Genomic DNA, 26,069 nt, shown 5'->3' with positions numbered 1-26,069 from the left:
TCTACGCCTCCGTCGCGTAGCCGTCGGGGTTCATCGACTGCCAGCGCCAACTGTCGGCGCACATGCGGTCGAGGTCGTACTGCGCAACCCAGCCCAGCTCTCGCTCCGCCTTGTCGCAAGCAGCGTAATTGGTCGCGATATCGCCCGCACGGCGAGGCTTGATCTCGTAGGGGATCGTCTTGCCGCAAGCACGCTCGAACGCATGGATCACGTCGAGAACGCTCGAGCCCTTGCCGGTTCCCAGGTTGAAGATGCCCACACCTCGGCGCGAACCATCGGCCTGAGCCTCGCCCTGGATAGAGCCGAGCCCGAAAGGCTCGCCCGTACCGACCTTGCCGCCCATCCAGTCGAGCGCGGCAACATGCCCGCGCGCCAAGTCGACCACGTGGATGTAGTCGCGCACGCCCGTACCGTCCGGCGTGGGATAGTCGTCGCCGAACACGCCGACCGCAGCGAGCTTGCCGACGGCGACCTGCGCCACATAGGGCACCAGGTTATTGGGGATTCCCTTCGGGTCCTCACCAATAAGGCCGCTCTCGTGCGCGCCAATCGGGTTGAAGTAGCGCAGCAGCACGACGTTCCACTCGTTGTCGCCCACGTAAAGGTCGGTGAGCACCTGTTCGAGCATGGTCTTCGTCTGGCCATAGGGATTCGTGGCGGAATGCTTCGGGCACTCCTCGGTGATGGGCACGAACTCCGGCTCGCCATACACCGTGGCGCTCGATGAGAACACGATGTTCTTCACGCCGTGGTTGCGCGCAAGGTCGCACAGGACGAGCGTGCCCGCGATGTTGTTCCAGTAGTACTCGAGCGGCTTCTGCACGCTCTCCCCCACCGCCTTGAAGCCGGCGAAGTGGATGATCGCATCGACGTCATGCTCGGAGAAGATGGCTTCCATCGCGTCGCGGTCGAGCACGTTCGCCTCGTGGAACGCGCATCGATCAGCGCCGACTCCAGCAATCTTGCGCACGCGTTCGACGGCGACTTCGCTCGAGTTGCTCAAATCGTCGACGATGACGACGTTGAAGCCTTTCGCAAGCAGCTCGACGCAGGTGTGCGAGCCGATGAACCCGGCGCCGCCGGTAACCAAGATGGTAAGCTCGGTTGGCGATTTCGCCAGAGATTTGTTTGCCATAATCACTCTTTTCTCGGAGGGTCCAAGCTTTCGTCATGATACCGCACCGCAAAGATGCGCGCATGCCCTCCAACAACATCGCAAAACAGCAACGAAAAAAGAGGAGGCCTCGTGAAAAGGAGTGCTTCATCGCTATAATGGCATCATTCTATTAGTGGCAGATGTCTATCTTCAAGTTGCGCAATGCGCGGCGGGTAGACCAACGAAAGGAGCCCCCATGGAAACGTATTACGACCCGGCAGATCTCGCAAAGTTCTCCGCCGACGGCATTGGCGAAGGCGCCCCTGAACTGTGGGACCTTTTCATGGCGTACTACGGCAAGGTGTTCGAGGAGGGCGCGCTGACCGCCCGCGAGAAGTCCATCATCGCGCTCGCCGTGGCAGCCGCCGTGCAGTGCCCGTACTGCATCGACGCCTACACGAACTCCTGCCTGCAGAAGGGCGTCACCGAAGAGCAGATGACCGAGGCCTTCCACGTGGTCAATGCGATCCGCGGCGGCGCGGCGCTCGCCCATGGCGTGCAGATGAAGAAAATCGTAGAGAACCTCGAGATGTAGCCCCATCGCGTATCCTTCGAGGGCCTGGTCGCGAAGCGCGCCGGGCCCTCGCTTTACGAGAAAGACGAGAGGAGGATCATGGGATACATCGAAGAGGTGAACGAGGCGCTCGCCGCCTACCCAGCGTTTTGGCAACGCGTAGGCGACTATCGTTTCACCGAGGACGCGCTCGACACGCTGCAGATAAACATCGGGCTCAGGTGCAACCTGGCATGCAGGCACTGCCACGTGGAATCGAGCCCCGCGCGCACCGAAGAGATGTCGCGCGAGACGCTCGAGCAGTGCCTTACCGTTTTCCGTGACCGCGGTTTCAAGACGATCGACGTCACGGGCGGCGCTCCCGAGATGAACCCGAACTACGAGTGGTTCTTACGCGAGGCCGTCGGCGCGGGCGCAAGCGTGATGACGCGCTCGAACCTGAGCATCTGCAAGGAGCCCGGCTACGAGCACATCCCCGACCTGTGGGCCGAGCTGGGCATCACCGTCATCGCCTCGCTTCCCCATTACGTGAAGAAAACCTCCGAGAAGCAGCGCGGCGCGGGCACCTTCGACCCGACGATCGAGATGCTCCAGCGCCTGTGCGCGCTCGGATACGGGAAGGGCGAAGGCGCCGGACCCGGCGGCAAAAAGCTCGAGCTCGACCTCGTGTTCAACCCGCTCGGTGCGTTTCTCCCGCCCGAGCAGGAAGCGCTCGAGGCAGAGTACAAGGCGAAGCTGAAGGCCGATTTCGACATCGACTTCGACAACCTGTTCGCCATCACCAACGCACCCGGCGGCCGCTTCGGCGAACGGCTGCTCAAGACGAACAACATGGACCGCTACATGAACACGCTGATCGGGGCTTTCAATGAGGAAACCGTCCCGGCGATGATGTGCCGCACGCAGCTTTCGGTGTCGTGGGACGGCACCCTGTACGACTGCGACTTCAACCAGGCGGTCGGCATGCCCTGCAAAAACGGCCTCACCATCGCGGATGTGGCGGCGGATCCGTCGATTCCTTTGAAGCGCGAAATCCGCTTCGGCAACCACTGCTACGCCTGCTGCGCGGGATCGGGGTCGAGTTGAGGCGGCTCGACGGCGTAGGTCTTACGCCACTCAACCACACAAAGCCCTCGGATGGCCTGCGAAAACGCACACCACCGAGGGCATTTTGATACCTGCACCCCTCAACTAAGGATGCAATTCGCGCAAGCCGCTACTTCTCGTCGTATTGCGGAATCTCGGTGTCGTCGACTTCCTCCAGATTGCCGTCGTAGACGTAGTGCTTGGTCTCGCGCGCGATGACGGCGGACAGGCCGAGCACCGCGATGCAGTTCGGGATGGCCATAAGCGCGTTCATCACGTCGGCGAAATCCCACACCGTGGAGCTCAAGTTGGAGACCGCGGCGCTGTTCGACGCGTCGCCGACCATCATGCAGCCCCAGAACACGAACAGCAGGAACACGATGTAGTACGGAAGAACCGCCTTCTTGCCGAGCAGATAGCTGATCGCGCGGTTACCGTACTGGCTCCAGCCGAGGATGGTGGAGTAGGTGAAGGTGAGCAGGCCCACCAGCAGCACCAACGGCCCGAACACAGGGATTTTCTCGAAGGCGGCGGTCGCAAGGCCCGCGCCGGATGAGATGGTGCCGTCCGCGATGGCGGTGGAAAGCTCCGGGTTCGCAATGAGGGTAGTCATCAGCATGAGGCCGGTAATAAGGCACACGACGACGGTGTCCCAGAAAGTGCCCGTCATGGAAACAAGAGCCTGACGTGCGGGGTTCTTCGTGGTGGCGGAAGCGGCGACGAGCGGCGCGGAACCCATGCCGGACTCGTTGGAGAAGATGCCGCGCTTAAAGCCGAACTGCAAAGCAAGCGTCACCGTCGAGCCGACGGCACCGCCGGCAGCGCCTGCGGGAGTGAACGCGCCTTCGATGATCTGACGGACCGCCTCGCCGAGGTACTGGCCGTTGATACCGATGATAATCAGGCAGCACACCACATAGAAGAGCGCCATGATGGGGACAAGCTTCTCGCACACCCTGGAGATAGACTTGATGCCGCCCAAGATGACGATGGCGACAAGCACCACGACGACTGCGCCCACAAGCCACTGCGGGATGGCCTTACCGTCGACGAGCGAGGTGTTGTAGAGGGCGTCGGCAAGCGAGTTCGACTGCGTGGAAGCGCCGATGCCGAAGGCGGCCAGCGACGCAAACAGGGCGAACAGGATAGCGAGAGTGCGACCAAGCTTCTTGTTCTTGAAGCCACGCTCGAGAGCGTACATGGCGCCGCCGAGCATCTTGCCGGAGTGGTCCTTCACGCGGTATTTCACGCCGATGAAGACCTCGGAGTACTTGGTGGCGATGCCCAAGATGCCCGTGATCCACATCCAGAAGATGGCGCCCGGGCCGCCGAACAGAAGGCCCGTGCCCACACCGACGATATTGCCGGTGCCGATCGTGGCGGCAAGAGCCGTGGTCAGCGCACCGAATTGGGTGATGTCGCCGCTTGCATCGGAAGGATCGTCCTTGGTGACCGACATCTTGATGCCCGTACCGAGCTTTCTCTGAATGAAGCCCGTGCGGACGGTCATGAAGATGTGCGTGAACAGCAGCAGCAAGATCATGATCGGACCCCATACGAAACCGTCGATCGCATCGATGACGTCGAGGGGGCTTGTCGCGCTCGCAATCCCCGTTGCCAGCCCGGTGAACGGAGCGACGAAGAACGATGTCAGGAAGTCCTCCACGGCTCCTCCTTTCTACAGGGAAAAGCGCATGTACCAGGGAGGCCGAGAAGGCTGAGGCCGAGTCGGAGTTCGAGTCGGATTCCGGGCCCAAGTCGCCAAACCGCCTCGCAAGCGCATGCGTTTTTCACTTACATTGCACGGTAAAAGTTAGGGGAAGTACTTTTCGAGATTATTTCGGCCGTGAGAAATAAGGGTTTCCAACCCGCGAAAGGCCGCGATACGACGTTTAGGGGCAGCCTCTTGACACCATTCGTCAGGTTCATTATTGTTGCCGTTGCAACTGTTGTCGTAGCAACAATAAGATAATCGGAAGAAGGTAACCGTTGTATATGTCGGACATTTCCATCATTGTGCGGAAGATGCGTACCTTCGCCGAGCGGAACATGGCTCACAGGGGCATCGGGTTTCCCGAGCAACTCGTGCTGATGAGCCTTCTCGCAAACGGCGAATCGAACCAGGAGTCGATTGCAGCCGAGCACGGCATCGATCGCGGCGCCATCGCGAAGACACTCGCGAAGCTCGAGGCAAAAGGCCTGGTAGCGCGCAAGGTCAACAGCATGAACAAGCGCGAGAAGATCGTGTGCGCAACGCCTGAGGCAACAAGCGTCTTCGACGAGATGCGCGCATCGTTCATCGAGTTGGACAGCACGCTCTTTAACGGCTTCACCCCCGAGGAGAAAGCGAGCGCCTGCGAGCTCATAGCGCGCATGGCCGCCAATCTGCAGGCAGTGGATGCCGCGCCCACCGCGACCGACGGCCGCTAGCGAGCGCCCGACGGTCGCGCCGCGCCCGCCTCGCGACCGCTCCCGCGGCTTTCCCCACAACCGCATCATCAATCATCAGAAAGGAAAGACTCCAAACCCATGATGCACCGGAAAACGAAAGAGCAGGACATCGAGCCCGCTCAACCCAATGAGGGATCGGACATCGAACCGCAAGCTCCAGCGGGCAATTCCCCCTCCAAAGCAGTACCCACCGCCCGCAGCCAGGGAAAGGGCTACGCGCTTGTCGCCGTAGTCTATTTGCTCGGACTGTGCATGGGCGCGCTCGACATGGGCATCGTCAACCCCGCGCGTACCGTTATCCAGAACACGCTCAGCGTTGACGATAGCCTTGGCGTATGGATCATCACCATCTACACGCTCGCCTATGCCGTGTCAATTCCCATCATGGGCAAGCTCGCCGACCGTCATGGCCGCAAGGGCGTCTACCTGCTATGCATCCTGCTCTTCGGCATCGGCTCGGCGCTGTGTGGCGTCGCGCAGGATCTGGGCAACTTCTGGATCCTCATCGGCGCGCGCGTCATCCAGGCGCTCGGCGGCGGCGGCATCATGCCGGTCGCTACGGCGGAATTCGGCACCGCGTTCCCCGAGGAAAAACGCGGCATGGCGCTCGGCATCGTAGGCATGGTGTACGGCCTCGCCTCCATCCTGGGCCCGACGGTGGGCAGCGCGATCCTCGAGGTGTTCGGGGCGACGCAGTGGCAATTCATCTTCTACGTGAACATCCCCATCTGCATCATCGTGCTGATCCTCGGCGTCAAGCGTCTCCCGAACGCACAAGCCGAGAAGACGGGACCCCTCGATGGCCTGGGCATTCTCATCCTCACGCTCATGACGCTCAGCCTTATGTACGGGCTTAAGAACATCGACTTCTTCGATTTCGTGACGTCGATCGCATCGACCGAGGTATGGCCGTTCCTCGTGGCGTTCGTGGTGCTCCTGCCGCTGTTCGTGCTGCGCGAGCGCCGCGCCGCCGACCCGATTCTCAACCTGAAATACTTCACCAACGCGAACATCGTCATCGCGTTTCTATGCGCGGTGATTTCAGGCATCGCCATGATGGGCACTATCTTCTTCCCGCAGTTCTGCGAGAACGCCATGATGATGAAATCGGGATCGGGCGGCTACTTCATCGCGCTGCTCGGCGTAGGCAGCGGCGTTGGCGCTATGATGTCGGGCAAGCTCATCGACAAACACGGCGTGAAACCGGTGCTCGCGATGGGCTTCATCGGCGTGGCGATCGGCTCGGTTTTCATGGCGTTTGTGGCCTGCACCTGGCCAAGCCTCCTCACCGTGTGCGCCACCATGATTATCACCGGCCTCGGCCTCGGCTTCACCATGGGCACGCCGCTCAACTACATGATGCTGGAGAACACCGACGAGAAGGAATCGAACTCGGCGCTGGCCGCGCTGTCCCTCGTCCGCTCCATCGGCACCGCGATCGCGCCCGCCATCATGGTCGCGTTCATCGTGCACGCGAGCGCCTACCTGCAGGGCAACCTCATGGATGCGATGCCGAGTGAGGTGAGCGTCTCCGAACTGCCCCACGCCGCCGAGCTCGACAGCGAGCTTGCGAGCCTTCGCGAGACCGAGAATGGCGCGAAAATGCTCGAGGGCGTCGACATCCCGTCACTCGAGGACTATCGCACCATCGACGTAGGCATGGACAGCGCGAGCGGAGACGGAAGCTTCGAGATGAGCGACGAGACGCTCGAGCAGCTGAAGAACTCCGACGTCACCACAGTGGTTTCCGCATGCAAGGCGCTCTCGAGCGAGATGTTCGACGCCATGAAGCCAACGATCGAGGGCAACATCCAAGGCGGGTTCGATAAGGGCATAGCCTCGATGCAGGAAGGCCTGGACAGCATGAATGCCCAGATGAGCCGTGCGCCAGCACCTGCGGCAGCCGCCATGGCCGCCCAACGCGACGAGCTGCAGACCGTCGTGTCGCAGATGGAGGAAGCGCGAGACGCCGTGCCCACCATGCTCGACGAGGCGAAGGAGAATTACCTGACCGAGGTCGACAACGACGCCGCGGAGATTCAGGAGGCCTACCAGCAAACGATGAACAGCGGCTTCAAGGGCATGTCGCTTTTCGTTGCCGCCTGCTCGATCGTGGGGCTTGTGCTGCTCGTTCCCTATAAGGACAAGAAGAGGCTCGCGCAGTCTGAGAAGTAAACGACCCGCACCGAGGGGCCCCGCCGCCCCAGCCACATCGCCAGGGCGTGTTGTTCGGCGCCGCCAGGGCGCTCCGCCCAAACGACAAAAGACGTCTTACGCAAGCGCCCGCGTCCATGGATAAAACCACGGGCGCGGGCGCTTCGCTTTACTCCCAGCCGCTTTATTCCCAGCCCTTCCACACGTCGGGCTCGTAGCCAACGGTTGCCTGGCGGCCGTTGCGAACGATGGGCTCGCGAAGAATCTGCTGGTTATCGAGCACCTTTTCGAACTTCTGGTCGGCAGCGAGGTACTGTACGAGCGCAACCGTGTCGGCATCTTTCGCCTTCTGATCAATCACGGCGTCGATCCCGCCGACGGCGCGCGCCACGCTTTCGAGCTCTCCTTTGCTCATCCCCTTTTCCTTCAAGTCGATGAACTGGAACTTCACGCGACGCTCCTTGAAGTAACGCTGCGCCTTCTTGGTATCGAAGCTTTTCTTCGTGCCGAATATCTGGATGTTCATACGTACCGCCTTCGGTCAATTCTCGTCCATCCATGATACGACAAGGGAGCCGTGCAAAAACAGAGCAGGCGGAGATGGAGGAGGACGGCGACCGACCGTCGGCAAGAGTCGGCCGGATCGGACTGGCACCCAGTGCGCGCCGGCAACACGCTCACAGCTGCACACATAGCCGATGCGCAAGCTCGCCGCGGCGTTCCCTCGCCACGCGGCGTGGCGATAGAGAACCACACCACCCGTCAGCGATGGCGCCTCGGTGAAGAAAATCAACGTCTGGGTTACATCCCTTGAAAGGGGCGAAGACGGCTGCTAGGATACCTCCCCGCTATGAAGGATTTGACCAAAGCATACATCGCAATTCGGCGGCCCCTGGTATACGGGGCCTCTCCTGTTGTTCCCCAAGTGCGCTCTGAGCAGCCGCTTTCCTCTTGTCGTATCTGATGTGCGCATAGCGCGTGCATGAAATTTCGCCACAGGCCAGCGTACCTTTGGCGAAGAACCGAATAGATACGAAGGAAGCTTATGTCTGATAATTCCACGGTCGCGCCCGCCAATGGGCGCATTACCGGTACCCAGATCCGCATCGTCGCGGTCGTCGTCCTGGGTGCCTTCTTGGCGCTACTGAACCAAACGGTGATGTCGCCTGCGTTGCCGGTCATCATGTCCGATTTCGCCATCGATGCCTCGACCGCCCAATGGATCATGTCCATATATCCGCTGGTGAGCGGCATCATGGTCCCCGTTTCGGCGTTCCTTATCGACAAGTTCAGCACCCGCGCGCTGTTCTTCGGGGCAACGCTGGTGTTCGCGCTGGGCACGCTGCTGTGCGCCGCGGCGCCCGATTTCCTGTTCCTCATCATCGGCCGCGTGCTGCAGGCGGCGGGATCGGGCGTACTCATGCCGCTGGTCTCGGTGGTTCCCATGCTGGTGTTCCCCGTCGAGAGACGAGGGACGGCTATGGGCATGGCGGGCATCGTCATGTCGGCGGGCCCTGCGGTCGGCCCCGTCGTGGGCGGCGCGGTGATCGACACGTACGGCTGGCGCACCATGATCGGCGCCATCGTCCCCCTCGCAATTCTCGTGCTGATGTTGGGCGTGTTCATGCTGAAGAACGTGGGCGAGCTGAAGAACCCCAAGCTCGACCTCCTTTCGGTCGTCCTTTCCACCATCGCTTTCGGCGGACTTCTCTACGGGTTCTCCAGCGCCTCGTCGATGGGATGGGGCAGCCTCGTGGTGCTCGGCTCGATCGTCGCGGGCGTCGTGTGCTTGGTGCTGTTCGTCGTGCGCCAGGGTAAAATCGAGGACCCGCTGCTTCAGCTGGGCACGCTCAAGACGCGCGAATTCCGCGTGGCAGCCATCATCGTCACGCTGATCAACGCCGCATGCCTGGTCACCAACACGTTGCTGCCGCTGCTGCTGCAAACGGCACTCGGTGCTTCGGCCTTCGAAACCGGCATGGCCATGCTTCCCGCCGCGGCGGTGGGCATCATCATCAGCCCCATCTCCGGCGTGGTGTTCGACAAGTTCGGCCCGCGTGCTATCTCGATCGTCGGCCTGGCGCTCATGACCGGCGCCCTGTTCCTGCTTTCGCTTTCGACGGTCAACACACCCATCCTGGTGGTTGCGCTGTTCTGCATGCTGCAGTCCGCCGGCCAGTCGCTCGCGAACATGCCAGTGAACACATGGGGCGTCAATGCCCTAACCAACGACATGATCGCCCACGGCAACGCCATCGCGAACACCGGCCGCCAGGTCGCCGGCGGTTTGTGCACGGCGCTCATCATCACGGTCATGACGAGTGTCACTGCGTCCGCCGGCGTCGACGCGAGCATCCAGGTCGCCACCGCCGTGGGCGCGGGCGTCGCTTACAAGGTGTGCGCGGCAATCGGCCTCGTTTCCCTTATCTACGCCGTGTTCAGCGTGCGCGCCAAGAAGGCTGCGCCTAAAACGAAGGAGGCATAAGCGATGTCCGAGATTCTGTCCGAGCGCATCCCGCTCGAGCTCGAGGGGACACCCGTTTCGAGCATCATGATTGAAGAGCCGTTCACCTGCACGCAGGATTGCACGGTCTCCGATGTGGTGCGCATGCTCGCCGAGAACGAGGTGAGCAGCATGCCCGTGGTCGACGAGCGCAACCAAGTGGTCGGGTTCATCTCCGACGGCGACGTCATGGGTGCCATCGCGCAACATCGCGCCCACACCATTTTCACGGGCGGCGACGCGTCTATGCTGTACTTCGACGATCAGAGCCTTGAGCAGCGCATCGAGGACCTAAAGGATCGCTGCGTCATGGATTTCGCGACGCGCAAGGTGGTGTGCGCTCGGCCCGACCAAAGCATCGCCCGCGTCGCCGCGCTGCTGGCGAAGAAGAAGTTCAAGAAGCTTCCTGTGGTTGATGACGAGGGCAAACTCGTGGGCGTTATCCGCCGCTCCGCCATCACGAAATACGTCTTCGGCATCCTTTTCCAATAGGGGCAGGTCGCACTTGGGGCGAACGCCTCGAGGCATCAAGCCAGCAACTGGGCCAGACAACCTTGACACGCACGCGCTTTCCCTCGATGCTTCTCCGGAGACGCCGCGGAGCCAAGGTCAGCAATCAGCCCCGCGACCTTGAATGCGAAGGCGAACACGGGAGCAATACGATGGGAAAAGTCCTGGACGAAGATTTGGTTTACGAGATTCTCTCCGTCGTGGCAGAGATCCCGGCGGGATGCGTCGCCTCGTACGGTCAGATAGCGCGCCTCATCGGCAGGGAGAAAAACTCTCGCCTGGTCGGAGCCGTGCTGAGTGAGGCGGATCGCTACGGCGATTATCCGTGCCACCGCGTCGTCAACCACGCGGGACGCCTCGCGCCCAACTTCCCCGACCAGCGAGCACTACTGACGGAGGAAGGAGTCACCTTCCGAGACAACGGCTGCGTCGACATGAAAAAGCACCAGTGGAACGAGTAGCCAGGCAGCGCGGCGTCGAAAGGAGCGACGCCCACGGGGAGTAATCCGCAGGACGTCGAGCGGATGCGAGATCTGGTCGGCAAGCGAACAACAGCGAGAATAACTTGCACCATACCGAGCGGGCACGCGACCCCATACGACGGCGAGCGGCAACGAGTGGACGCAAGGCCGGATAGCAGGCGAATGACGAGCAAATACCGAACGGGCAACGACGGGCGGCGGGTAGACGACAGCGGGCGATCGTTGCCCCAAGCGCCGATCGGGCGGCAAATTCGATCGACCCCGCAACTCGATTTTGCACGTAATCAAAAAAGTGCAAACATTTCGAAAGATTCTGGCACAAAAACCGAGCTGTCCCATTTGTTCGTATGCGAAGCGTTCGCTTCCTGATTATTTGACCTTGGCTTTTATCATGTGGAGAAAATCGACAAGTCCGTTTTCTCTCGCTTAGGGCCTTTCCCTGTGGGATTCCTCGGTTTTTGTGCCGCAAACAGCCTTCTAGGATGCACTTCGTTCGCCATGCATGCCCCATAGGGCGGACCCGCGTGAATCGAGGCGCACCTTACAATGCACCACGCCACAACCATTCCGGAAAGGCCGCAAACCCCTGCTCAACGAAACAACCGGGGCCGCTTTTCGCAGCTCGGCCATGCTCATAGCCAACGACCGCGTGCACCTCGTTCCGTACCGCGATCAGCATCAGCGCGCTTCGAACATCTCGCCTGCGGTCACAAGCGTCAAATCGTCGCGCGCCTTCGCCTTCTTCTGCGTCGCTTCGCTCACAGACTCTTTCGTGAACAGGAAGAACGAGCGACGAGAGTACCCCTTCACGAGGAGAGCGCGGTGCTCAAGCATCTCGACCGCGCGCGACTCGTTGAATGAATTGCGCCACTTGCACTCGCCCAGAAGGATTGCTTTCGACTCCTTGTCTGCGGCAATGAGATCGATGTCCGTCTCGGTCTTGTCGCGCGAATCGGTTCCCCACCAACGGCCGAATGACGACGCAAGAAATGGCAGCTCCCCCTTGGCGTTCGCGCGCACAACCCATTGCCCGCACACCGCCTCGAATTGTCTCCCCACATACGTCTGCAGGGCCTGGCCAAAGGCCGACCCGCACGCAGCCGCCGACCCAGCACCCGCCTCAATAGCACCGACGCTTTTGCTCACAAAGGCGTACCAATACGCGAAGAACGGGTCCTCGAGCGTATACAACGCCCTGCGCGATGTGTTCGGATTCTCGCCGAATGGCACTTCGCGTTTAACAATGCCCAGGTCAAGAAGCATTTTTAGATACTTCGACATAGAGGACGCGCTCACGCCCGCTCGCTCGGCTATCCGCTTCGGGGAAGTCTCGCCAGAACCGATCGCATCGAGAATCGAGTTGTACAGCGCAGGCTCGCGCAGCTCTTGGCGAAGCAACATGAGTGGCTCTTCGTAGAGGATCCCCGAAGTGTCGAACAGAAGCTCCATAACGTTCTCCTCGTACGTTGCCCCCGCATCGATTTGCGCCAAATAATACGGCGTGCCTCCGAATGTCGAGTAATACGTAATCGATTGCTCCGGCGAAAGCCCTGGCAGCATGAGCGCCGCATCGAAACAGTCAAACGGCTTAACCTTCAGCTGCATAGTGCGGCGACCGTACAGCGGGCTTTTCCGCCCAAGCACTTCGCCCTCCATGAAGCCCTCGTTGCTTCCGCACAAGATGATGCGAACGTTAGTTGCGCTAAAACTATGGTCGATAGCAATCTGCAAAACCGACGGAAGAGACGGCTCGGTTTCCGCAGCATAAGGAAACTCATCGAAGACGAGAAGAAACGGCTCGCCTTCGCGCTGCTTGGCGGCGTTCGCGATGAAGGAGAAGGCGCTGCGCCAATCAGGGAACGCACCAGTATCTCCCGGCAAACCAAAAAACGAATAGATGGCACGCGAAAAGTGAACCAGATTCTGCAGCGAGCTACGCTGCTGCGCGGTGAAATAGAGCGTCGGCTTATCGCTGGCGAAGGCGTCGATAAGCGTGGTTTTTCCAACGCGCCTACGACCGTAGACTACCGCCATCTGAAACCCGTTTTTCGCATACATGCGATTGAGCTGGGCAAGCTCCTTTTCACGTCCAACGAACATATGCTCACCACTTTCTTCTGTATAAGATACTTATGAGTATGATACTCGTAAGCATCTTACGCAAGCAATGGCGAGAAAGGGAAACAGGCAGTTGGCATTATCGTTGCGCAAAGGGAGAATTGGTGCGGCTCATTGGCTTGATCTTCGGTTTCAGCTCGCTCCCGAAACGCACGCCCTGCTTCCATAACTTGCGAGCACGCTCTCTATCTTTCTCCTCAAAGAAAGCTCCGCAATTACTGCAAACGGCACTCTTCAAATAGTTTATATAGCCGCACGCAGGGCATTTCATCATCTTCGGATGACAATTATCGCAATTCGAACTGCAAGAGTAACACATCCTCTCACCTATCCTAAACCTAATCAGCCACCCCCGGGAAGAAGATGCTTGTGCGACCACCAATCTCTTCTGCTCGAGCAAGCATTTCCTCCGGCGTTCCGTACTCTATACAAAACGCCTGACAATGATGAACGCAAGCAGGTTTTTGACCTTCTGCAATGCGATCAGTACACAAATCGCAAAGCCGCGTCGGTACGGGCTGGTAGATCCACTCAATCCGTCGCTCTGAGTCATCGAGCTCAAAGGGCTCGATCTCTGCCACTTTTATGCCCCACTTCCCCAAGCCAATGCCCAGATGATTGCGGCAGGCAATTTCACAGCTATGACAGCCAGAGCAATATTCGTAATTGATCAGAAGCGCTTTAGTCAATTTCATGTTCCAGGCTCCTTATTTCTCGGCTGAAGAAACGAGATCGTCGACCATAGGGGATGCAATTCCGTCCCCAAGTCCCTTACAAGGGGAAATCGCACAACACATGTTGTCCTGAATGGAACCGAAACCCAGCGGCGAACACAGCCTGTTTGGCAGCAATTTGTTCACGTTCGATTTCCATGTTCCGAACAGGTTCGGTTCGGAACCTTCTTGCTCGGGGAACCACCAGCCGTGCGAAGCGACGACGACGCCCTCTTTGACACCGGCATTCGTATGCGCTTTCATGGTGCACTTGCCAAACATATTCTCTATCGTCATCCAATCACCGTCGGCAATACCGTACTCCCTCGCTGTCGTAGGATTGACCTCCGCCCACGGCCAGGGATCTATCTCGCGAAGCGATTCGATAGCACGGTGCTCGGAATGGAATGACGTGTATTTTCTCATTCCGGTCGTTAGCGATAACGGATAGCGAGCATCGTACATCGAGGCATCTTCGACGGGGGCATATGGACACTCGGCAAAGTAGGGCAAAGGATCTTCGCCATAATCCTCGATGTAAGTTGAGCGGAACTCCGCCATGCCAGTAGAGCTATTGAATCCTGGCCAGCCGTCACCCCGCATCAAACCTTTTTCATACTTCTTATACTCGTAAGGGATTTGATAACACACCTTGTCCTGGATCTCGCGGAAGTGGACATTGAGCATGGTCGAGCACTGATCCTCGAAGAATTCCTCAGCGGAATCCCAGGGCCATGCCTCGGGATTCAGGCGCTTTCCCAGCAAGATGCTAATTTCAAGGTCCGATTTCGCTTCCCCTACTGTGACTGCTTTGTTGATTGCTCCCATATATTGCATATTGCCACCGTAGTACGGCTGCACAAGTCCATTGTGCTCCACAAAAGTGGATACGGGAAGAAACACATCGCCTAAAGCCATCGCAGTTGGATTCATAAACAAATCTGTAACCACGGAAAATTCGATACGTTTTTTGAACGCGCGATACCAACGGTCCGTTTCATTGCTATTGGAGGGCGCAAGGGGATTGGAACTACTGAAATAAGCCATTCTAAACTTAACTGGCTCATCAGATTCAAGATGCTCGAGCCAAACATCAGGTTGAGAAAAGAACATTCGATGAGTGAAAAGAGGGTATTCTTCCTTGCCGATGCGGTTCTCGAACTGCCCCGGAGGCAAACATGCCTGAGTATCAATTCTCCATTTCCCAAGGAAGCTGTACGTGGAACCGCCGCATGTATTGCCACCTGGCACATCCATATTGCCGGTCATGAAAATCATCGCCATTACGCAAATTCCGGCCTGAGTACCCGTATATTGCTGATCGAAAGCAAGGCCCCATGCTATCGATGCAGGCTTTGCCGTCGCATAGCGACGGGCGAAATAATAAATGTCGCTTGCATCGATTCCGCAAATATCCGCAGCCTCTTCGGGAGCCATAGTAGCAACTCGCTCTTTAAACTCCTCAAACCCATACACCCATTGCTCCACGATTTCTTTGTCGTAGAGTCCCTCTTGGATAATGATATTGCACGCAGCCATGGCAAGAGCTCCGTCCGTACCAGGACGTACCTGCAATACCTTCTCAGCGCGCGAGCCAAGCCAAGTAATGCGCGGGTCAATCATGATAAGTTTGCTACCGCGCTTCATCATGTCGATGACGGAATGGCCAAAAAGCCCATCCGGATTCGACGGAAGAGGGTCTTTGCCCCAGCATACCAAGAGCTCGGGAAGAACATAATTTGGGTCGTCATAGCGCTTTGGCGACCAAGCAGCAATATCAATCTCGGGATAGCCGATGTTGCCGAAAACACAAGCCGCGGTCATGTTTCGCGGCCCGTAACAAGCTTGGCCACTCATGCAATACACGTAATAAGGAGTGCGGAACACTGCTGAAGAAATTGCCGGCCCGTACAGGCATGCTTCGCGACCAGTGCCGCCAAACACGGCAACCGTTTCACGTCCGTATTTTGCTTGCAGTTCCTCGGTTTTCTCGACAATCAAATCAATTGCCTCGTCCCAAGTAATCCTCTCCCAAGCATCTTTCCCGCGATCTTCGGGAGCGCGTTTCAAGGGATGTACTATACGCTTCGGATGGTAAAGGTATTCGGGTAATGTCAGACAGCGTACGCATAACCTGCCTTGCGTAATTGGATGCTCGGGATCGCCTTCGACCTCAACGAGCTTGCCGTCAACCACGTGAAGGCGAACGCCGCAACCGACAGGATGGCATCCTGGTGCCGACCAAGCGCAGCTACGTACCCAATGATCGTTTTCGGTTCCGACGCGCCAAGGAGTTTCCGTCCATTCTCCGTCCATGTTGGAAAACTCTCCTTCCTTTGCTCTAGATTAGATTCATGAATGCGACCGCATTACTTCTGCGAAATCCAGCAGAATCGCAACACCGCGATCTTTTGCTCTTCTTGCTAGCGTTACCGAGGAGGCATCGGAACTCTGGGTGCAGAGGGGGCACTAGGAGCGCCCGGCGCAACCGGAGGGGGCATGATCGCCGACTCTCCGTGTAGATCCTCGCGACAGAATGGGCATTTTTTAGGAAGGATACCGTCAGAAGGAAAGACCGTTTTCCCGCAATTACCGCACTTCACAGGTTGCGGGCCAATGCTTGCGCCACTGGGCCTAAAGCACATAAGAACCTCCATTTCAGATGATGAGGACTAGGGTATTGAGATGGATAAGGGGGCTTCTGCGCCAATACCAAAAAAGAAAGAGGCTAAATGGGATGACGTTAAGAAGCCCCAAGCAAAGCCGAGCGACAATGCGTCGCTTGGCTTTGCTCAGTTTGGTTGAGGAGGGAGGGTGATTCCTTTTGCCACATAGAGGGATATTGTCGCAAAAGGTCAGAAAGGAAGTAATCTACTCTGCAAAAGCCTCTTTCAATCGATCGATGAAAACATCGTTCACCATTTCTTTTGCCTTCGGAGAAAAAGAGCTGAACACGAAAGAATTGTGGATCATACCCGGCGCTTCGTAATATTCGACATCGTTTCCCGCATCAATCATTCGGTCAGCAATGTACTTGCCTTCGTCTTTAAGCAGGTCGTATTCCATGGTCATCAAGAAAGTCTTAGGCAAATTGCTCAGATCTTCAATATTTACTGGGGAAAGGAAGGGGTGTTTCTTGTCCTCCTCGGTATTAACCAAGAACGCATCGAACACCTCACCGGTACTCAAGCAGTGATAGTAACCTTCGGCAAGATCCTTGCGAGATTGGAAATCGTGGCTTGCCGACATGTCGTACACACCGTACATGGGAGCCTGGAACATGATCTTGGGTTCGTTGCCTGCGTCGCGAGCCAGAATCGCAACTGCAATGGTTAGCGTGCCGCCTGCACTCACACCCGAAATCGCCAAGCGATCAGGATCCCCGTCGAACTCTGCCGCATGTTCCGATACCCACTTTGTCGCATCGTAGCAATCGTAAAAGCATGTAAGGAACTTGTTCTCGGGCGCAACGCGGTAATTCACGGATGCAACGATGCAATTTGCCTCGAGGCATACCTGGTGCAAGGGATAATCGTAGCCGTCAACGTCACCTCCCATGAAGCCACCACCGTGGTAGAACACGCAAATCGGAAGCGGTTTTTCGATATCCCGAGACGGTTTATAAATTCTTACTACGATCTCTCCGCCCTTTACCGGGGCAAGAAAATCCTTCACATAAGGCGCCCTGCGTGGCGGCTCCTTCGTCGTACCGATCGTCCCACGAAAAAGCAACGGAGACACATCCTTCGGCACAGGCGGCTTTTTGTTGTGCTCGACCAAAAATGCTTTCAGATCAGCATCGAGTTCAGCCATTTGCACTCCTCCTTCGAATTCAGTAAATCAAATAGACGCATCATGTCGACGAGCCCAGAATAGCCAGCAACAAAATCCGAAAGCGGAAGAAAGTGGGCGGAAATCCCCATCCTTTTCCGTCCACTGTAGATGCTCCGTCACCCCATTAGCCTCAGTAATATCTCTTAATAGCTTTCAGAAAGCTGCCAAAGGGAGAGCGGCAAAACCCATGACGATGGGAGGAGCCGTACCAAAGACCACTGAAAAAGGAGGAAGGCATGTCACAACGACACTCAGTCGCCGATCGCATGGAGCGACTCCCCGTCACTGCTACTCATCGATTCATATGTACCCTGATATTCATCACATGGGCATCGTGCTCGATGAATATGACCAGCACCAATTTCACACTGCCACTTGTAATTAACGATTTCGGTTTCTCCAATATGGAAGGAGGCTACTTCTCTTCGGCTGCGTTTGCGGGCATGCTTGTCGGCTCGTTGGTTTCCGGTGTTCTCGCCGATAAGTTTGGACGCAAATGGGTTTCCACCGTCCTCGTCATTGTCTGGGGAATCGGTTCTGTCGGCACGGGCTTCATGAATAGCCTTGAAACCCTGCTTGCCTGTCGCGTGATAGCAGGCATCGGAATGGGAGCCATGACCCCTATTCTTGTTGCTTATATCAGCGAAATCATCCCCACCGCTAAGCGCCCGAAGTACATCACGCTCTACATGCTCATCGGCGCGACTGGCGTAGTCACCGCTTGTCTCATTACCATGTTCTTCGCTAACGGCTTGGGCTGGCGCGCCGTATACCGGCTTGAAGGCGCCTTCGGCCTCACGTTTTTGCTTATCGCCTTCTTTGTCCCCGAATCAGCAATGTGGCTTGAAACGAAAGGCCGCCTCGACAAGGCAGACGAAATCGTTTCCTGGTGGGAGGACAAAGCAAGGGCTTCTCTTAACGGGACAGAGCTGCCCGAAGTTGTTGACCGCCCTCGTCCCAATGTTGCAAAAGGCAAGCTCACCGACCTGTTCACTAAGAAATACATAAAAATCGTTGCTGCAGGCTTCGTATGGTTCTTCTGCTGCATGGCTTTCGACTTTGGCCTAAACGCTTGGATCACCTCTCTGCTCATGTCGAAAGGCTTTGATGTAATCCGTTCCGTCGCATTCTCGGCACTTGGCCAACTCGGCGCACTACCCGCAGCTTTTTGCGTAACCTGGATCTCCAACCATATCGGCCGTCGTTGGTCGGTCATGGTGGGCGCCGTCCTTGCGGCATTGTTTGCCTACGTCTACGGGCTAGCGTCCACTGTGGTCATGGTTGCCACACTCAGCATTCTGTTCCAGTTCGGCAGAGCAATACTCTCCCAAGCGTCCACCGCGTTTTTGCCTGAATTGTTCGAGACCTCACTACGCTCCACCGGCAATGGCCTGCTTCTCGCCTTTGGACGCATTGGCGGCATTGCGGGTCCGATAATCATGGCGTGGTCGATGACCACTTTCGGAATGAACGGAGCGTTCATTGTCGCGGCCTGCCTCGCTCTCGTATGCGGACTGTCTGTGTTGCTGTTCCTCCCCGAAACCAAGGGCAAGGTACTCGACTAGTTTTCAAACTTGTATAAGCTCATATCAGTCGATATCGAACCCGCGCGGGCAACGCCCATGCGGGTTCGATACAAAAGAGAGCCAGCACCAACTTGTCTTATATGAAACAGGGGGGGGAGATCATGGGATCTAAAGCACCGCATTACGGGTGGCTTATCGTTGTGGGCGGCCTTTGTTGCACTGCCGCCATGATGTTTGCCATTCAGCTCGTTCCATTGCAGCTCGGCTTCATCGCAGACACGCTCAAGCTCGATAACGCATCCTCTAGTCTCATCATATCCGTTTACGGTTTCACTTCGGGAGTCGCCGCTTTCTTCTGGGGCTTCCTCGCCGACCGCTTCGGACCTCGCAAAGTGTCCGCTTTTGCGGCATTGATCATTGGAGTTTTCAGCATATTCTTCGGACTTATGGCGGACAGCTACGTCAAGGCGATCATTCTATATGGCATCGTAGGGTTCGGCGCTGCAGGTGTTTTCAACGCAACATTGTCCAAGCTTGTCGGAGCCTGGTTCTTTCCAGACAAGCGCGGACGCGCCATGAGCCTTATTACTCCCGGATCCGTCATCATGGGCATGCTGCTTGGCGCAACTATTCCGACGATTTCATCTACATTTGGCTGGCAGCAGACTTCCGTCGGAATGGGCGCCATAGTCGTAGTTTTCTCCGGATTAATTTTCGCCATCCTGCGCGATTCGCCGAAAGAAAAGAACCTCGAGCCTATTGGCACGCCCGCCATCGAGATAGCCGAGCCATCCGACAAAAAGCACTACTTACGAATATTCAAGATGCCCATCACATGGCATTTGGGAATCATGTATATATTCTGGCAGGCAGGTTATCTTGTAATATCAGGTTTTCTGTCTAAATCAATATTGGATGCAGGGGGAGCAGCAGCGATCGCCGGCCTCGCCGTTTCAGTTTACAGCCTAGGACAGCTTGTCGGTCAGCAAATCTGGGGCCCCCTTTCCGATCGCTTCCAGCGCAAACATATCGTCGCCTGTTCAGCCTCACTCTGGTCGTTATGCGCCATAGGCTTTTTCTTATCCTATGGCAACATCCCAATCATGTTTGCCCTGGTAGTGCTCATGGGAATCGGCCTCGGCATGGTTCCAGTGATATCCGCCATGATGGCGGACTACTACCCTGCTGGTTTGCGCGGTAGTGGGTCGGGGGTGATCTGCACGCTGGGTATGATTGGCCGAACCGTTGGCCCCGTCCTTGGCGGCATTGCAGCAGATGCAATCGGCTCGCTTGGAGGTGCTTTTCTGTTTGCCGCCATCATGATGCTCATCTCCACGGCACTTACGCTGACACTTCCGAGACCCATTGCGAAAACCATCGACTCTCACAACAGCACCAGTAGGGAGAACGAGGCGATTTAGCTATGCGAAATGATTCCGCCATCCGGCCGCAAAGCGTCCATCTAGTCGTTTTTCTATGCTGATATACTTCAGTAATGCAGCGCGATGGAGATAGGTCTTGGCTTTTCTAGGTTGAGATTTCTCGCGCAATTGCAAATTACCAGCGTCAAGGAGGCGGAATGGCCACGTCCCTGCATCCAACCGATAACCTCGAACACGCTATCGGTAACCCTTCCGAGAATGACCGTTCGACGAGAGCGACGCCCCATGATGCCGCGAAGGACAACGCTCCCTCACCCGTAGATATGGCATCACTGGGGCTGCTTCGTCAAGACCTAATCAATCGATTCGGTATCAGGGAGGCGGCGGAGGTCCTCGTTCGTTACGGATATATCTGCGGCGCACAGGCAGCGAAGAGCAGCGACTACCAACACAGGATTTCATCGGATCCCACATGCTTACGAAAAGCGTTCCGGATTACTGCGCAGGCTTTGAATAACCTGGACATGGTAGCAAGTTCCTCATTGCCAAAAGACCATCCACTATGGCACGTAATCGAAATAGAGAATTCTCTCGAAGCCGAACAGCATATGCTTCAATTCGGCAAGCATCAAACTCCCGCATGCTGGTTCACTGGCGGCTATCTTTCTGGGTATATCAATGCCTTGATCCCCGACATGCACTACTTCTATCAAGAAATCGAATGCGGATGCGCCCACAACCATCGTTGCCTATTCGTAGGCAAACCTAAGCAAGATTGGAACGAAGATCTCTCCGAACTTATTCAGCAGATAGACGACATCAAAGGAGGAACAGGGCTATTCCCCATCAACAACTCTCAACACCGCAGCAAGGTTGACGCTATCATCTCATCTGTATCCGAAATCATTACTGACGGCCGCCAAATTAATTCCGAGAAAGGGATTGAGAATGCCGTCGTCGAACTTTCCGAAGCATTCGGATGCACTGTGTCTATCGAGGAACTCAGTGTTGTCACCTATTCTTGCATTCATCGAAACGACCGCGACTCAGGCGGGTCCGTCTCCCCCTTGCTTGCGAGCTTATCGCTCAGAAACAGCTCCTCGTTTTCCCATGCTTTAAATTTCTACGAGAGCAAGCGTCAGGGTTTCCTAATCTCCGACGAAGTCAATGGACATACCGTCAATCGCTTAGTTTGCCCCCTTTTAGCGAACAATCGGCGCCTCGGCTATCTTTCGCTCATTCGGATAGATTTCCCCTTTTCGGAAGCTGATAAAGGACTTGTGGAAAAGTCTCGGGCATATTTGCCAAGCAAATCGCAGAAGAGCGCTATATTCAAGAGCTTAAAGGCAAACTGATGACAGCATTTGTTGACAATCTGATCACCGGCAACTACGAAGACTCGAATCCCGCTCTCGACCACTCCAAAGAACTGGGATTCAATCTGAATCTTCCTAGCCGCATGGTAGTGGTAGAGATTCACGATCCCGAAGGGCGCCTTCCTCCGATGCCCGGCGCTCCCCAATCCGACAACTGGATTCAGATCATCCGCCGCCGCGCCGAACAAATGCCTCTTGGCAACGCCAAAATGATCATCGTATACCGAGACAAGCACCTCGTCTCCATCTTGCAGGATCCCGAGGACCATTCAACGAGAAGATTTTGCGAACTCGCTGAACGACTCAAAGACAATCTCGAGAACAACTACCCCCATCTCATCTTTACCTTGGGGGTAGGATCAGTATGCAGGTCGGCAAATGACTATGCCCGATCTTTTAAGTCCGCCTGCAAGATTATTGAATTAGGAGTGAGCCTCCATAGAAGGGGGCAAGTGCTCTCCCTCGAGCAGTTCAGCTCTCGTGCTCTGCTGTATAGTTCGCTCGACAGCGAAGTCATGGCTGAATTCGCTGAAATTCGCTTGCGACCCGTGCTCGACTTCGACGAGCAAAACTCCGCCGAGCTATTCGAAACACTCGAAGCTTACGTGAAAAACAAAGGCAACGCCCATAAAACGGCCCAAGATCTCAATCTATCTTCAAGCGGCTTGAAATATCGCTTGAAAAATATAGAAAAGATAACGGGGGTCGATATACGAGAAACACGCACCCTTTTTGATCTCGCCCTCGCCCTGGACATCTTCCAAATCATAGGAAACGATACCCTGTCGTGAGACGCATCATCACCGGCGATCGCGTTTCGAACCCCCTGCAGCCAACAACATATCGCATCCATAGACAACAGAATAAATCTTTATTCTAAGGTAGGTTTCGCTGAATCTCCGAAACTGGCGCTCCCCCACTTTTCGATACACTTACTGTACTCGTTTTTTTATTTCGGATTGGACTGCTGCAACGCATTTCAATCTTTCCTTCTGGGTTTCGCCAAGGCATCTTCATCTGGCAATAGGAAATGCAGGCTATACATTCGGGGTAACCGGACATGTCCTTTTGGCCAGCAAACGGATCTCTTCTCACAGTTGTTCTCCCTATCCTGTCAGGCAGAGCTGAGTATTCTTGAGAAGAACATTACGCTGACAAAGAGCTTTACCGCGATAAAATGCGGCTCGAATCGATCGGTAAATTCAGGCCAGTTCGACTAATCCGCCGTCCGCAAACCCACGGTGCAAGGCAGCCCCGTTCTTCCTGATCCCGCTCATTGCGCTCGACGCATGGAACGTTGCCCGTTACAGCATGCTAATCGCGCGGACAAACAATCCGGAAGCAGCATCTCTTCGGAGCAACAATAGGCTCCTTAAAACGAAAGTCCTACCCAAAGCACCAATGATCCTAAAAAGTCATCAGACAGACTGGTTAGGGAGCACGTATCAAATAACGCATTTTGATTCACTCCCCATTCACCCCCAGGGAGTCTCTCCAAAATGCAAAACAGACCAGAGTTCTAGCCTCTGGCCTGCTGAAATTTTGGTCGCGGGGGGCGGATTTGAACCACCGACCTTCGGGTTATGAGCGAATCAAAGCGTTTTCAGAACGAATCAGCGTTACTTACCATTCCCAAAACTCCAATTCAGATCTAATGGAACCTCGTTTTTCCTAATCACCGTTTCCACCTGAAACCACGCTTTCCAGCATACGATGCGTGGCATGCAGGTCATGCTCGACAGCGACTTAGAGATGCTGTACGGCGTCGAGACGGAGGCGCTTAACCAAGCAGTGCCAGAAACCCGAAAAGGTTCCCGGAACGGTTTTGTTTCAGATTGACCATAGAAGAGGCCGACGATCTAAGGTCACAAATTGTGATATTATACCTGACCTGGGGAAACAATACATTTAATGGCGCTATATGTCCCGAGTATTCACGGAGCAGGGCGTCTCGATGCTGTCGAGGGTATTGCGCAGCGACACGGCTATCGATGCAAGCGTCCGCATCATGGACTGTTTCGTGGAGATGCGCCACTTCGTTGCGGACAACACCGTCATATTCGAGCAGATTCGAGCCGTGGAGCTGAGGCAGTTCGGATATCAGAAGACAGCCGACGAGCAATTCGAGCGCGTTTTCGACTACATGGAGACCCGCGAGGCGCCGAAGCAGAAGGCGTTCTTCGACGGCCAGGTGTACGACGCCTTCGAGTTGCTGGCCTCGCTCGTTAAACAACGGAACGAAGCGCGGCAAATAGCGGAACAGTGCTCATCATTATTGCTATAAGAAACGCCCGCAAAGCAACGCGGGCATCGGCCGCAAGGCCGATATCGCATAGAGCAGCATTCCCAGAACAAGCCTGGATGCGATATCGGATACATATTCAAACTACGACAAAGCTACGACAAGCTCCGACAAAGCTCCGACAAAGCTCCGACGCCATACCTATGCCAGCGTATAAAACTGATTAGGATCAGTGGCGGAAGATCCGTGCCATTCAAGCAGCCCGCCATCTTTGGAAAGGCCTTTGAGGACACGGGTTGCTGTGCGCTGCCCGCGGCCGATATGCTCGGCGAGCTCCGCCGCCGTAACCTTGCCGTTTGCAAACGCGAGCCGCACGGCGGCAAGCTCGTATTCGCCCAGCGGCGCCATGGATTCCGGCGACAGCCTGTCCTCCAGCGCCTCGCGACGTCTGACGGTTCGCGCCACGATATTGTTTTCCAGCGTAAGCCTGACCTTCGCGTTGTCGGGCTCTGAATACGTAGGTGCGCCCAAAAGCATGCTTCGCATCTCGCTGTAGATGCGCTGCACGCCCTCGTTGAGCTCGCGAACCCACCCGAACTCAACGAGGGTGCGGGCAATGCGCGGGTTTCGCGAATAACGCGTCTCGCGCATGTTGTCAAGCGTCACGATGTTGGGCAGCGCGCCAGGACTCACGATCTCCAGGCGGTCATCGAACATCGAAACGCGCACGTAATCACCGCGAAAAGCGTAGTCGCGATGCGTCACGGCGTTGACCAAACCCTCGAACCAGGCAAACTCCGGATACTCGGGCACCGTTCTGAACTTTCCGTCGGGTCCGAGGAATTGGAACTCGCGGAGCATGCCTGAAATGAGTGCGTGCGCCCCTTCTATGACCTTGGGAAGCGGGCCGCAGAACGTGCGCTCCTTGGTGATGTTGAGCCGCTCGCCCGTCTCCATCCTCACGCCATCGTAACGAAGCACGCGTACGCGCGCCTGCGGCATCATGACCGACGGATCCTGGGCGAACAGCAGTGCACCCGCGACCGTCAGCTTGCCGTCGCGCATGAAACGCCGGCTCCTGAGCACCTGCTCGTCGGAAGCCTCGGTTCCAAGCAATTCCTTATAGCGGTCGAGCACTTCGTGGTCGACGTCGTCAATCGAGGAGTCCAGCACGAGCTCATCCTCGAAAACGCGCTGTCCCTTGTCGTATTGGAGCGCCGAGACCTGCTCGCGCGTCAGCTTGACGCTTTTGTCATTCTGGCGAAGAAACACCTCGCCGTCACTCATCCTCGATATAACGTGGCTAGACGAGGCTTCAACGTCGAGAACGAGAACCACGTCATCCTCACCTGAAGAGTTCACCACAGAAATACGCTCCTTATGCACGACAGGGCTCGGAGAGCATGTAGCGATCGGAGCGCGCTCAAAATTCTCGATGTCGCGCGCTCCATTGCGCTTGAAGCCCGTCACCTCACCATCGTCCTCAATTCCGATAACGAGCTTGCCGCCAGCGGCGTTCGCAAACGCGCTTATATGTTTGGCGACCTCCTTGTCGTCTTTGCGGGCACTCTTGCGATCGAAGTATTGGCTCTCTTTCGTAGAAGAAAATCGGGCGACGTCGTTCATCGCTATAGGCTGCTGCATATGCGGCTCCTTCATCATTTGACATCAGCTAGTGTAAACCAATGATCGCGAGCGGCATACGCTCATACCGCACCGACAGGTAACGGCCTTCTCTGTCGTCAGGAAAACAACAGCCCCCATCCTTGAATTACAACGTCGCATTCCCCACGCTCCTTACGATTTTTCCTTTGCCGCATTTATTCGAAACGCAGGTTACGTCGACCTTCGAGCCATTGGCCCAGCTGCTCCTCTTGCATAATCGGCTGACGAAGGCGGCCGCCTTTTGCAATTGGCATTGCTTGCCAAACCACCGCTCGAAGCAACCAACTCGCCATAGCTTTTCACCGTCTGCTTGAGACGAACGATGTCTATATGGACATAAGACTACAAAGATTGCAG

At 56.4% G+C, this 26,069-nt stretch carries 20 protein-coding genes and 1 pseudogene; 13 read left to right on the top strand and 8 right to left on the bottom strand.

All coding sequences use genetic code 11. The annotated features are described in order from the left end of the window. Position 1 precedes the first annotated feature (1 nt). Positions 2 to 1,135: a UDP-glucose 4-epimerase GalE gene (galE, locus tag Q0I65_RS02170; RefSeq protein ID WP_296059250.1), complete on the bottom strand. Its 1,134-nt coding sequence runs from the start codon at positions 1,133 to 1,135 to the stop codon at positions 2 to 4. Positions 1,136 to 1,352: 217 nt separating this feature from the next. Here galE and Q0I65_RS02165 point away from each other — a divergent pair, with 217 nt between their 5' ends. Together Q0I65_RS02165 and arsS are read left to right on the top strand one after the other, a co-directional pair. After that, positions 1,353 to 1,691 (top strand): arsenosugar biosynthesis-associated peroxidase-like protein, encoded by a 339-nt coding sequence (locus Q0I65_RS02165; RefSeq protein ID WP_276995450.1) that lies wholly within the window; start codon positions 1,353 to 1,355, stop codon positions 1,689 to 1,691. Positions 1,692 to 1,769: 78 nt separating this feature from the next. Continuing rightward, positions 1,770 to 2,756, top strand: coding sequence for an arsenosugar biosynthesis radical SAM (seleno)protein ArsS (arsS, locus tag Q0I65_RS02160; protein ID WP_296059244.1), 987 nt, complete (start codon positions 1,770 to 1,772; stop codon positions 2,754 to 2,756). Between the two features lie 130 nt (positions 2,757 to 2,886). Here the strand turns inward: arsS and Q0I65_RS02155 are convergent, their stop codons facing one another. Then, positions 2,887 to 4,299, bottom strand: a complete 1,413-nt coding sequence (locus Q0I65_RS02155) for an amino acid carrier protein (protein WP_296059561.1) — start codon at positions 4,297 to 4,299, stop codon at positions 2,887 to 2,889. Positions 4,300 to 4,751: 452 nt separating this feature from the next. Here Q0I65_RS02155 and Q0I65_RS02150 point away from each other — a divergent pair, with 452 nt between their 5' ends. Both Q0I65_RS02150 and Q0I65_RS02145 read left to right on the top strand, forming a co-directional pair. Beyond that, positions 4,752 to 5,186 carry a MarR family transcriptional regulator gene (locus Q0I65_RS02150; RefSeq protein WP_296059242.1) on the top strand — a complete coding sequence of 145 codons (435 nt, stop codon included), beginning with the start codon at positions 4,752 to 4,754 and terminating at the stop codon, positions 5,184 to 5,186. Positions 5,187 to 5,285: 99 nt separating this feature from the next. Continuing rightward, positions 5,286 to 7,382, top strand: coding sequence for an MFS transporter (locus Q0I65_RS02145; protein WP_296059240.1), 2,097 nt, complete (start codon positions 5,286 to 5,288; stop codon positions 7,380 to 7,382). 163 nt (positions 7,383 to 7,545) lie between these two features. Here Q0I65_RS02145 and Q0I65_RS02140 read toward each other — a convergent pair whose 3' ends face one another. Continuing rightward, positions 7,546 to 7,887 carry an ArsC/Spx/MgsR family protein gene (locus Q0I65_RS02140; protein WP_158049539.1) on the bottom strand — a complete coding sequence of 114 codons (342 nt, stop codon included), beginning with the start codon at positions 7,885 to 7,887 and terminating at the stop codon, positions 7,546 to 7,548. A 519-nt stretch (positions 7,888 to 8,406) separates the two neighbouring features. Between Q0I65_RS02140 and Q0I65_RS02135 the strand changes: the two genes are divergently transcribed. The 3 genes from Q0I65_RS02135 to Q0I65_RS02125 all read left to right on the top strand — a co-directional run bounded on the left by Q0I65_RS02135 (position 8,407) and on the right by Q0I65_RS02125 (position 10,835). Beyond that, on the top strand, positions 8,407 to 9,846 hold the full coding sequence (locus tag Q0I65_RS02135) for a DHA2 family efflux MFS transporter permease subunit (protein ID WP_296059236.1): 1,440 nt from the start codon (positions 8,407 to 8,409) through the stop codon (positions 9,844 to 9,846). Between the two features lie 3 nt (positions 9,847 to 9,849). After that, positions 9,850 to 10,356 carry a CBS domain-containing protein gene (locus Q0I65_RS02130; protein ID WP_296059234.1) on the top strand — a complete coding sequence of 169 codons (507 nt, stop codon included), beginning with the start codon at positions 9,850 to 9,852 and terminating at the stop codon, positions 10,354 to 10,356. A gap of 170 nt (positions 10,357 to 10,526) precedes the next feature. After that, on the top strand, positions 10,527 to 10,835 hold the full coding sequence (locus Q0I65_RS02125; protein WP_296059231.1) for an MGMT family protein: 309 nt from the start codon (positions 10,527 to 10,529) through the stop codon (positions 10,833 to 10,835). A 699-nt stretch (positions 10,836 to 11,534) separates the two neighbouring features. Here Q0I65_RS02125 and Q0I65_RS02120 read toward each other — a convergent pair. The 4 genes from Q0I65_RS02120 to Q0I65_RS02105 form a co-directional block, all read right to left on the bottom strand. Then, the gene (locus Q0I65_RS02120) at positions 11,535 to 12,956 is read right to left on the bottom strand and encodes an ATP-binding protein (protein WP_296059230.1); all 1,422 of its coding nucleotides are present in this window, start codon (positions 12,954 to 12,956) and stop codon (positions 11,535 to 11,537) included. Between the two features lie 356 nt (positions 12,957 to 13,312). Further along, positions 13,313 to 13,669, bottom strand: a complete 357-nt coding sequence (locus tag Q0I65_RS02115; RefSeq protein WP_296059228.1) for an oxidoreductase — start codon at positions 13,667 to 13,669, stop codon at positions 13,313 to 13,315. Between the two features lie 12 nt (positions 13,670 to 13,681). Further along, positions 13,682 to 16,003, bottom strand: a complete 2,322-nt coding sequence (locus tag Q0I65_RS02110) for a molybdopterin-dependent oxidoreductase (RefSeq protein WP_296059225.1) — start codon at positions 16,001 to 16,003, stop codon at positions 13,682 to 13,684. A 555-nt stretch (positions 16,004 to 16,558) separates the two neighbouring features. Continuing rightward, positions 16,559 to 17,500: an alpha/beta hydrolase gene (locus Q0I65_RS02105; protein WP_296059223.1), complete on the bottom strand. Its 942-nt coding sequence runs from the start codon at positions 17,498 to 17,500 to the stop codon at positions 16,559 to 16,561. Between the two features lie 257 nt (positions 17,501 to 17,757). Between Q0I65_RS02105 and Q0I65_RS02100 the strand changes: the two genes are divergently transcribed. From Q0I65_RS02100 to Q0I65_RS02080, 6 genes and pseudogenes are all read left to right on the top strand, one after another. After that, entirely contained in the window at positions 17,758 to 19,086 is a 1,329-nt protein-coding gene (locus tag Q0I65_RS02100; protein ID WP_366513202.1) for an MFS transporter, read from the top strand. Between the two features lie 122 nt (positions 19,087 to 19,208). Beyond that, the gene (locus Q0I65_RS02095; RefSeq protein WP_296059221.1) at positions 19,209 to 20,468 is read left to right on the top strand and encodes an MFS transporter; all 1,260 of its coding nucleotides are present in this window, start codon (positions 19,209 to 19,211) and stop codon (positions 20,466 to 20,468) included. A 158-nt stretch (positions 20,469 to 20,626) separates the two neighbouring features. After that, positions 20,627 to 21,784 carry a XylR N-terminal domain-containing protein gene (locus Q0I65_RS02090; RefSeq protein ID WP_296059219.1) on the top strand — a complete coding sequence of 386 codons (1,158 nt, stop codon included), beginning with the start codon at positions 20,627 to 20,629 and terminating at the stop codon, positions 21,782 to 21,784. After that, the gene (locus Q0I65_RS02085; protein WP_296059217.1) at positions 21,784 to 22,596 is read left to right on the top strand and encodes a helix-turn-helix domain-containing protein; all 813 of its coding nucleotides are present in this window, start codon (positions 21,784 to 21,786) and stop codon (positions 22,594 to 22,596) included. The genes Q0I65_RS02090 and Q0I65_RS02085 overlap by 1 nt, the downstream gene beginning before the upstream one ends. 922 nt (positions 22,597 to 23,518) lie before the next feature. Beyond that, positions 23,519 to 23,697 (top strand): annotated as a pseudogene (locus Q0I65_RS09645) (ORF6N domain-containing protein); the annotation flags it as partial. A gap of 29 nt (positions 23,698 to 23,726) precedes the next feature. Beyond that, complete coding sequence (locus tag Q0I65_RS02080; protein WP_296059215.1) at positions 23,727 to 24,089, top strand: hypothetical protein; 363 nt, start codon at positions 23,727 to 23,729, stop codon at positions 24,087 to 24,089. Positions 24,090 to 24,248: 159 nt separating this feature from the next. Here the strand turns inward: Q0I65_RS02080 and Q0I65_RS02075 are convergent, their stop codons facing one another. Further along, complete coding sequence (locus Q0I65_RS02075; protein WP_296059213.1) at positions 24,249 to 25,691, bottom strand: ATP-binding protein; 1,443 nt, start codon at positions 25,689 to 25,691, stop codon at positions 24,249 to 24,251. Positions 25,692 to 26,069: the final 378 nt, after the last annotated feature.

It is taken from the genome of uncultured Ellagibacter sp. (assembly GCF_934643285.1).
GTDB lineage: Bacteria > Actinomycetota > Coriobacteriia > Coriobacteriales > Eggerthellaceae > Ellagibacter.
This window is presented reverse-complemented; position numbering and strand designations above follow the sequence as displayed.

Bases quoted from the DNA above. Each gene is read 5' to 3' on its own strand.
- galE (WP_296059250.1), bottom strand. From the start codon at position 1,135: ATGGCAAACAAATCTCTGGCGAAATCGCCAACCGAGCTTACCATCTTG.
- Q0I65_RS02165 (WP_276995450.1), top strand. From the start codon at position 1,353: ATGGAAACGTATTACGACCCGGCAGATCTCGCAAAGTTCTCCGCCGAC.
- arsS (WP_296059244.1), top strand. From the start codon at position 1,770: ATGGGATACATCGAAGAGGTGAACGAGGCGCTCGCCGCCTACCCAGCG.
- Q0I65_RS02155 (WP_296059561.1), bottom strand. From the start codon at position 4,299: ATGATCTTGCTGCTGCTGTTCACGCACATCTTCATGACCGTCCGCACG.
- Q0I65_RS02150 (WP_296059242.1), top strand. From the start codon at position 4,752: ATGTCGGACATTTCCATCATTGTGCGGAAGATGCGTACCTTCGCCGAG.
- Q0I65_RS02145 (WP_296059240.1), top strand. From the start codon at position 5,286: ATGATGCACCGGAAAACGAAAGAGCAGGACATCGAGCCCGCTCAACCC.
- Q0I65_RS02140 (WP_158049539.1), bottom strand. From the start codon at position 7,887: ATGAACATCCAGATATTCGGCACGAAGAAAAGCTTCGATACCAAGAAG.
- Q0I65_RS02135 (WP_296059236.1), top strand. From the start codon at position 8,407: ATGTCTGATAATTCCACGGTCGCGCCCGCCAATGGGCGCATTACCGGT.
- Q0I65_RS02130 (WP_296059234.1), top strand. From the start codon at position 9,850: ATGTCCGAGATTCTGTCCGAGCGCATCCCGCTCGAGCTCGAGGGGACA.
- Q0I65_RS02125 (WP_296059231.1), top strand. From the start codon at position 10,527: ATGGGAAAAGTCCTGGACGAAGATTTGGTTTACGAGATTCTCTCCGTC.
- Q0I65_RS02120 (WP_296059230.1), bottom strand. From the start codon at position 12,956: ATGTTCGTTGGACGTGAAAAGGAGCTTGCCCAGCTCAATCGCATGTAT.
- Q0I65_RS02115 (WP_296059228.1), bottom strand. From the start codon at position 13,669: ATGAAATTGACTAAAGCGCTTCTGATCAATTACGAATATTGCTCTGGC.
- Q0I65_RS02110 (WP_296059225.1), bottom strand. From the start codon at position 16,003: ATGGACGGAGAATGGACGGAAACTCCTTGGCGCGTCGGAACCGAAAAC.
- Q0I65_RS02105 (WP_296059223.1), bottom strand. From the start codon at position 17,500: ATGGCTGAACTCGATGCTGATCTGAAAGCATTTTTGGTCGAGCACAAC.
- Q0I65_RS02100 (WP_366513202.1), top strand. From the start codon at position 17,758: ATGTCACAACGACACTCAGTCGCCGATCGCATGGAGCGACTCCCCGTC.
- Q0I65_RS02095 (WP_296059221.1), top strand. From the start codon at position 19,209: ATGGGATCTAAAGCACCGCATTACGGGTGGCTTATCGTTGTGGGCGGC.
- Q0I65_RS02090 (WP_296059219.1), top strand. From the start codon at position 20,627: ATGGCCACGTCCCTGCATCCAACCGATAACCTCGAACACGCTATCGGT.
- Q0I65_RS02085 (WP_296059217.1), top strand. From the start codon at position 21,784: ATGACAGCATTTGTTGACAATCTGATCACCGGCAACTACGAAGACTCG.
- Q0I65_RS02080 (WP_296059215.1), top strand. From the start codon at position 23,727: ATGTCCCGAGTATTCACGGAGCAGGGCGTCTCGATGCTGTCGAGGGTA.
- Q0I65_RS02075 (WP_296059213.1), bottom strand. From the start codon at position 25,691: ATGCAGCAGCCTATAGCGATGAACGACGTCGCCCGATTTTCTTCTACG.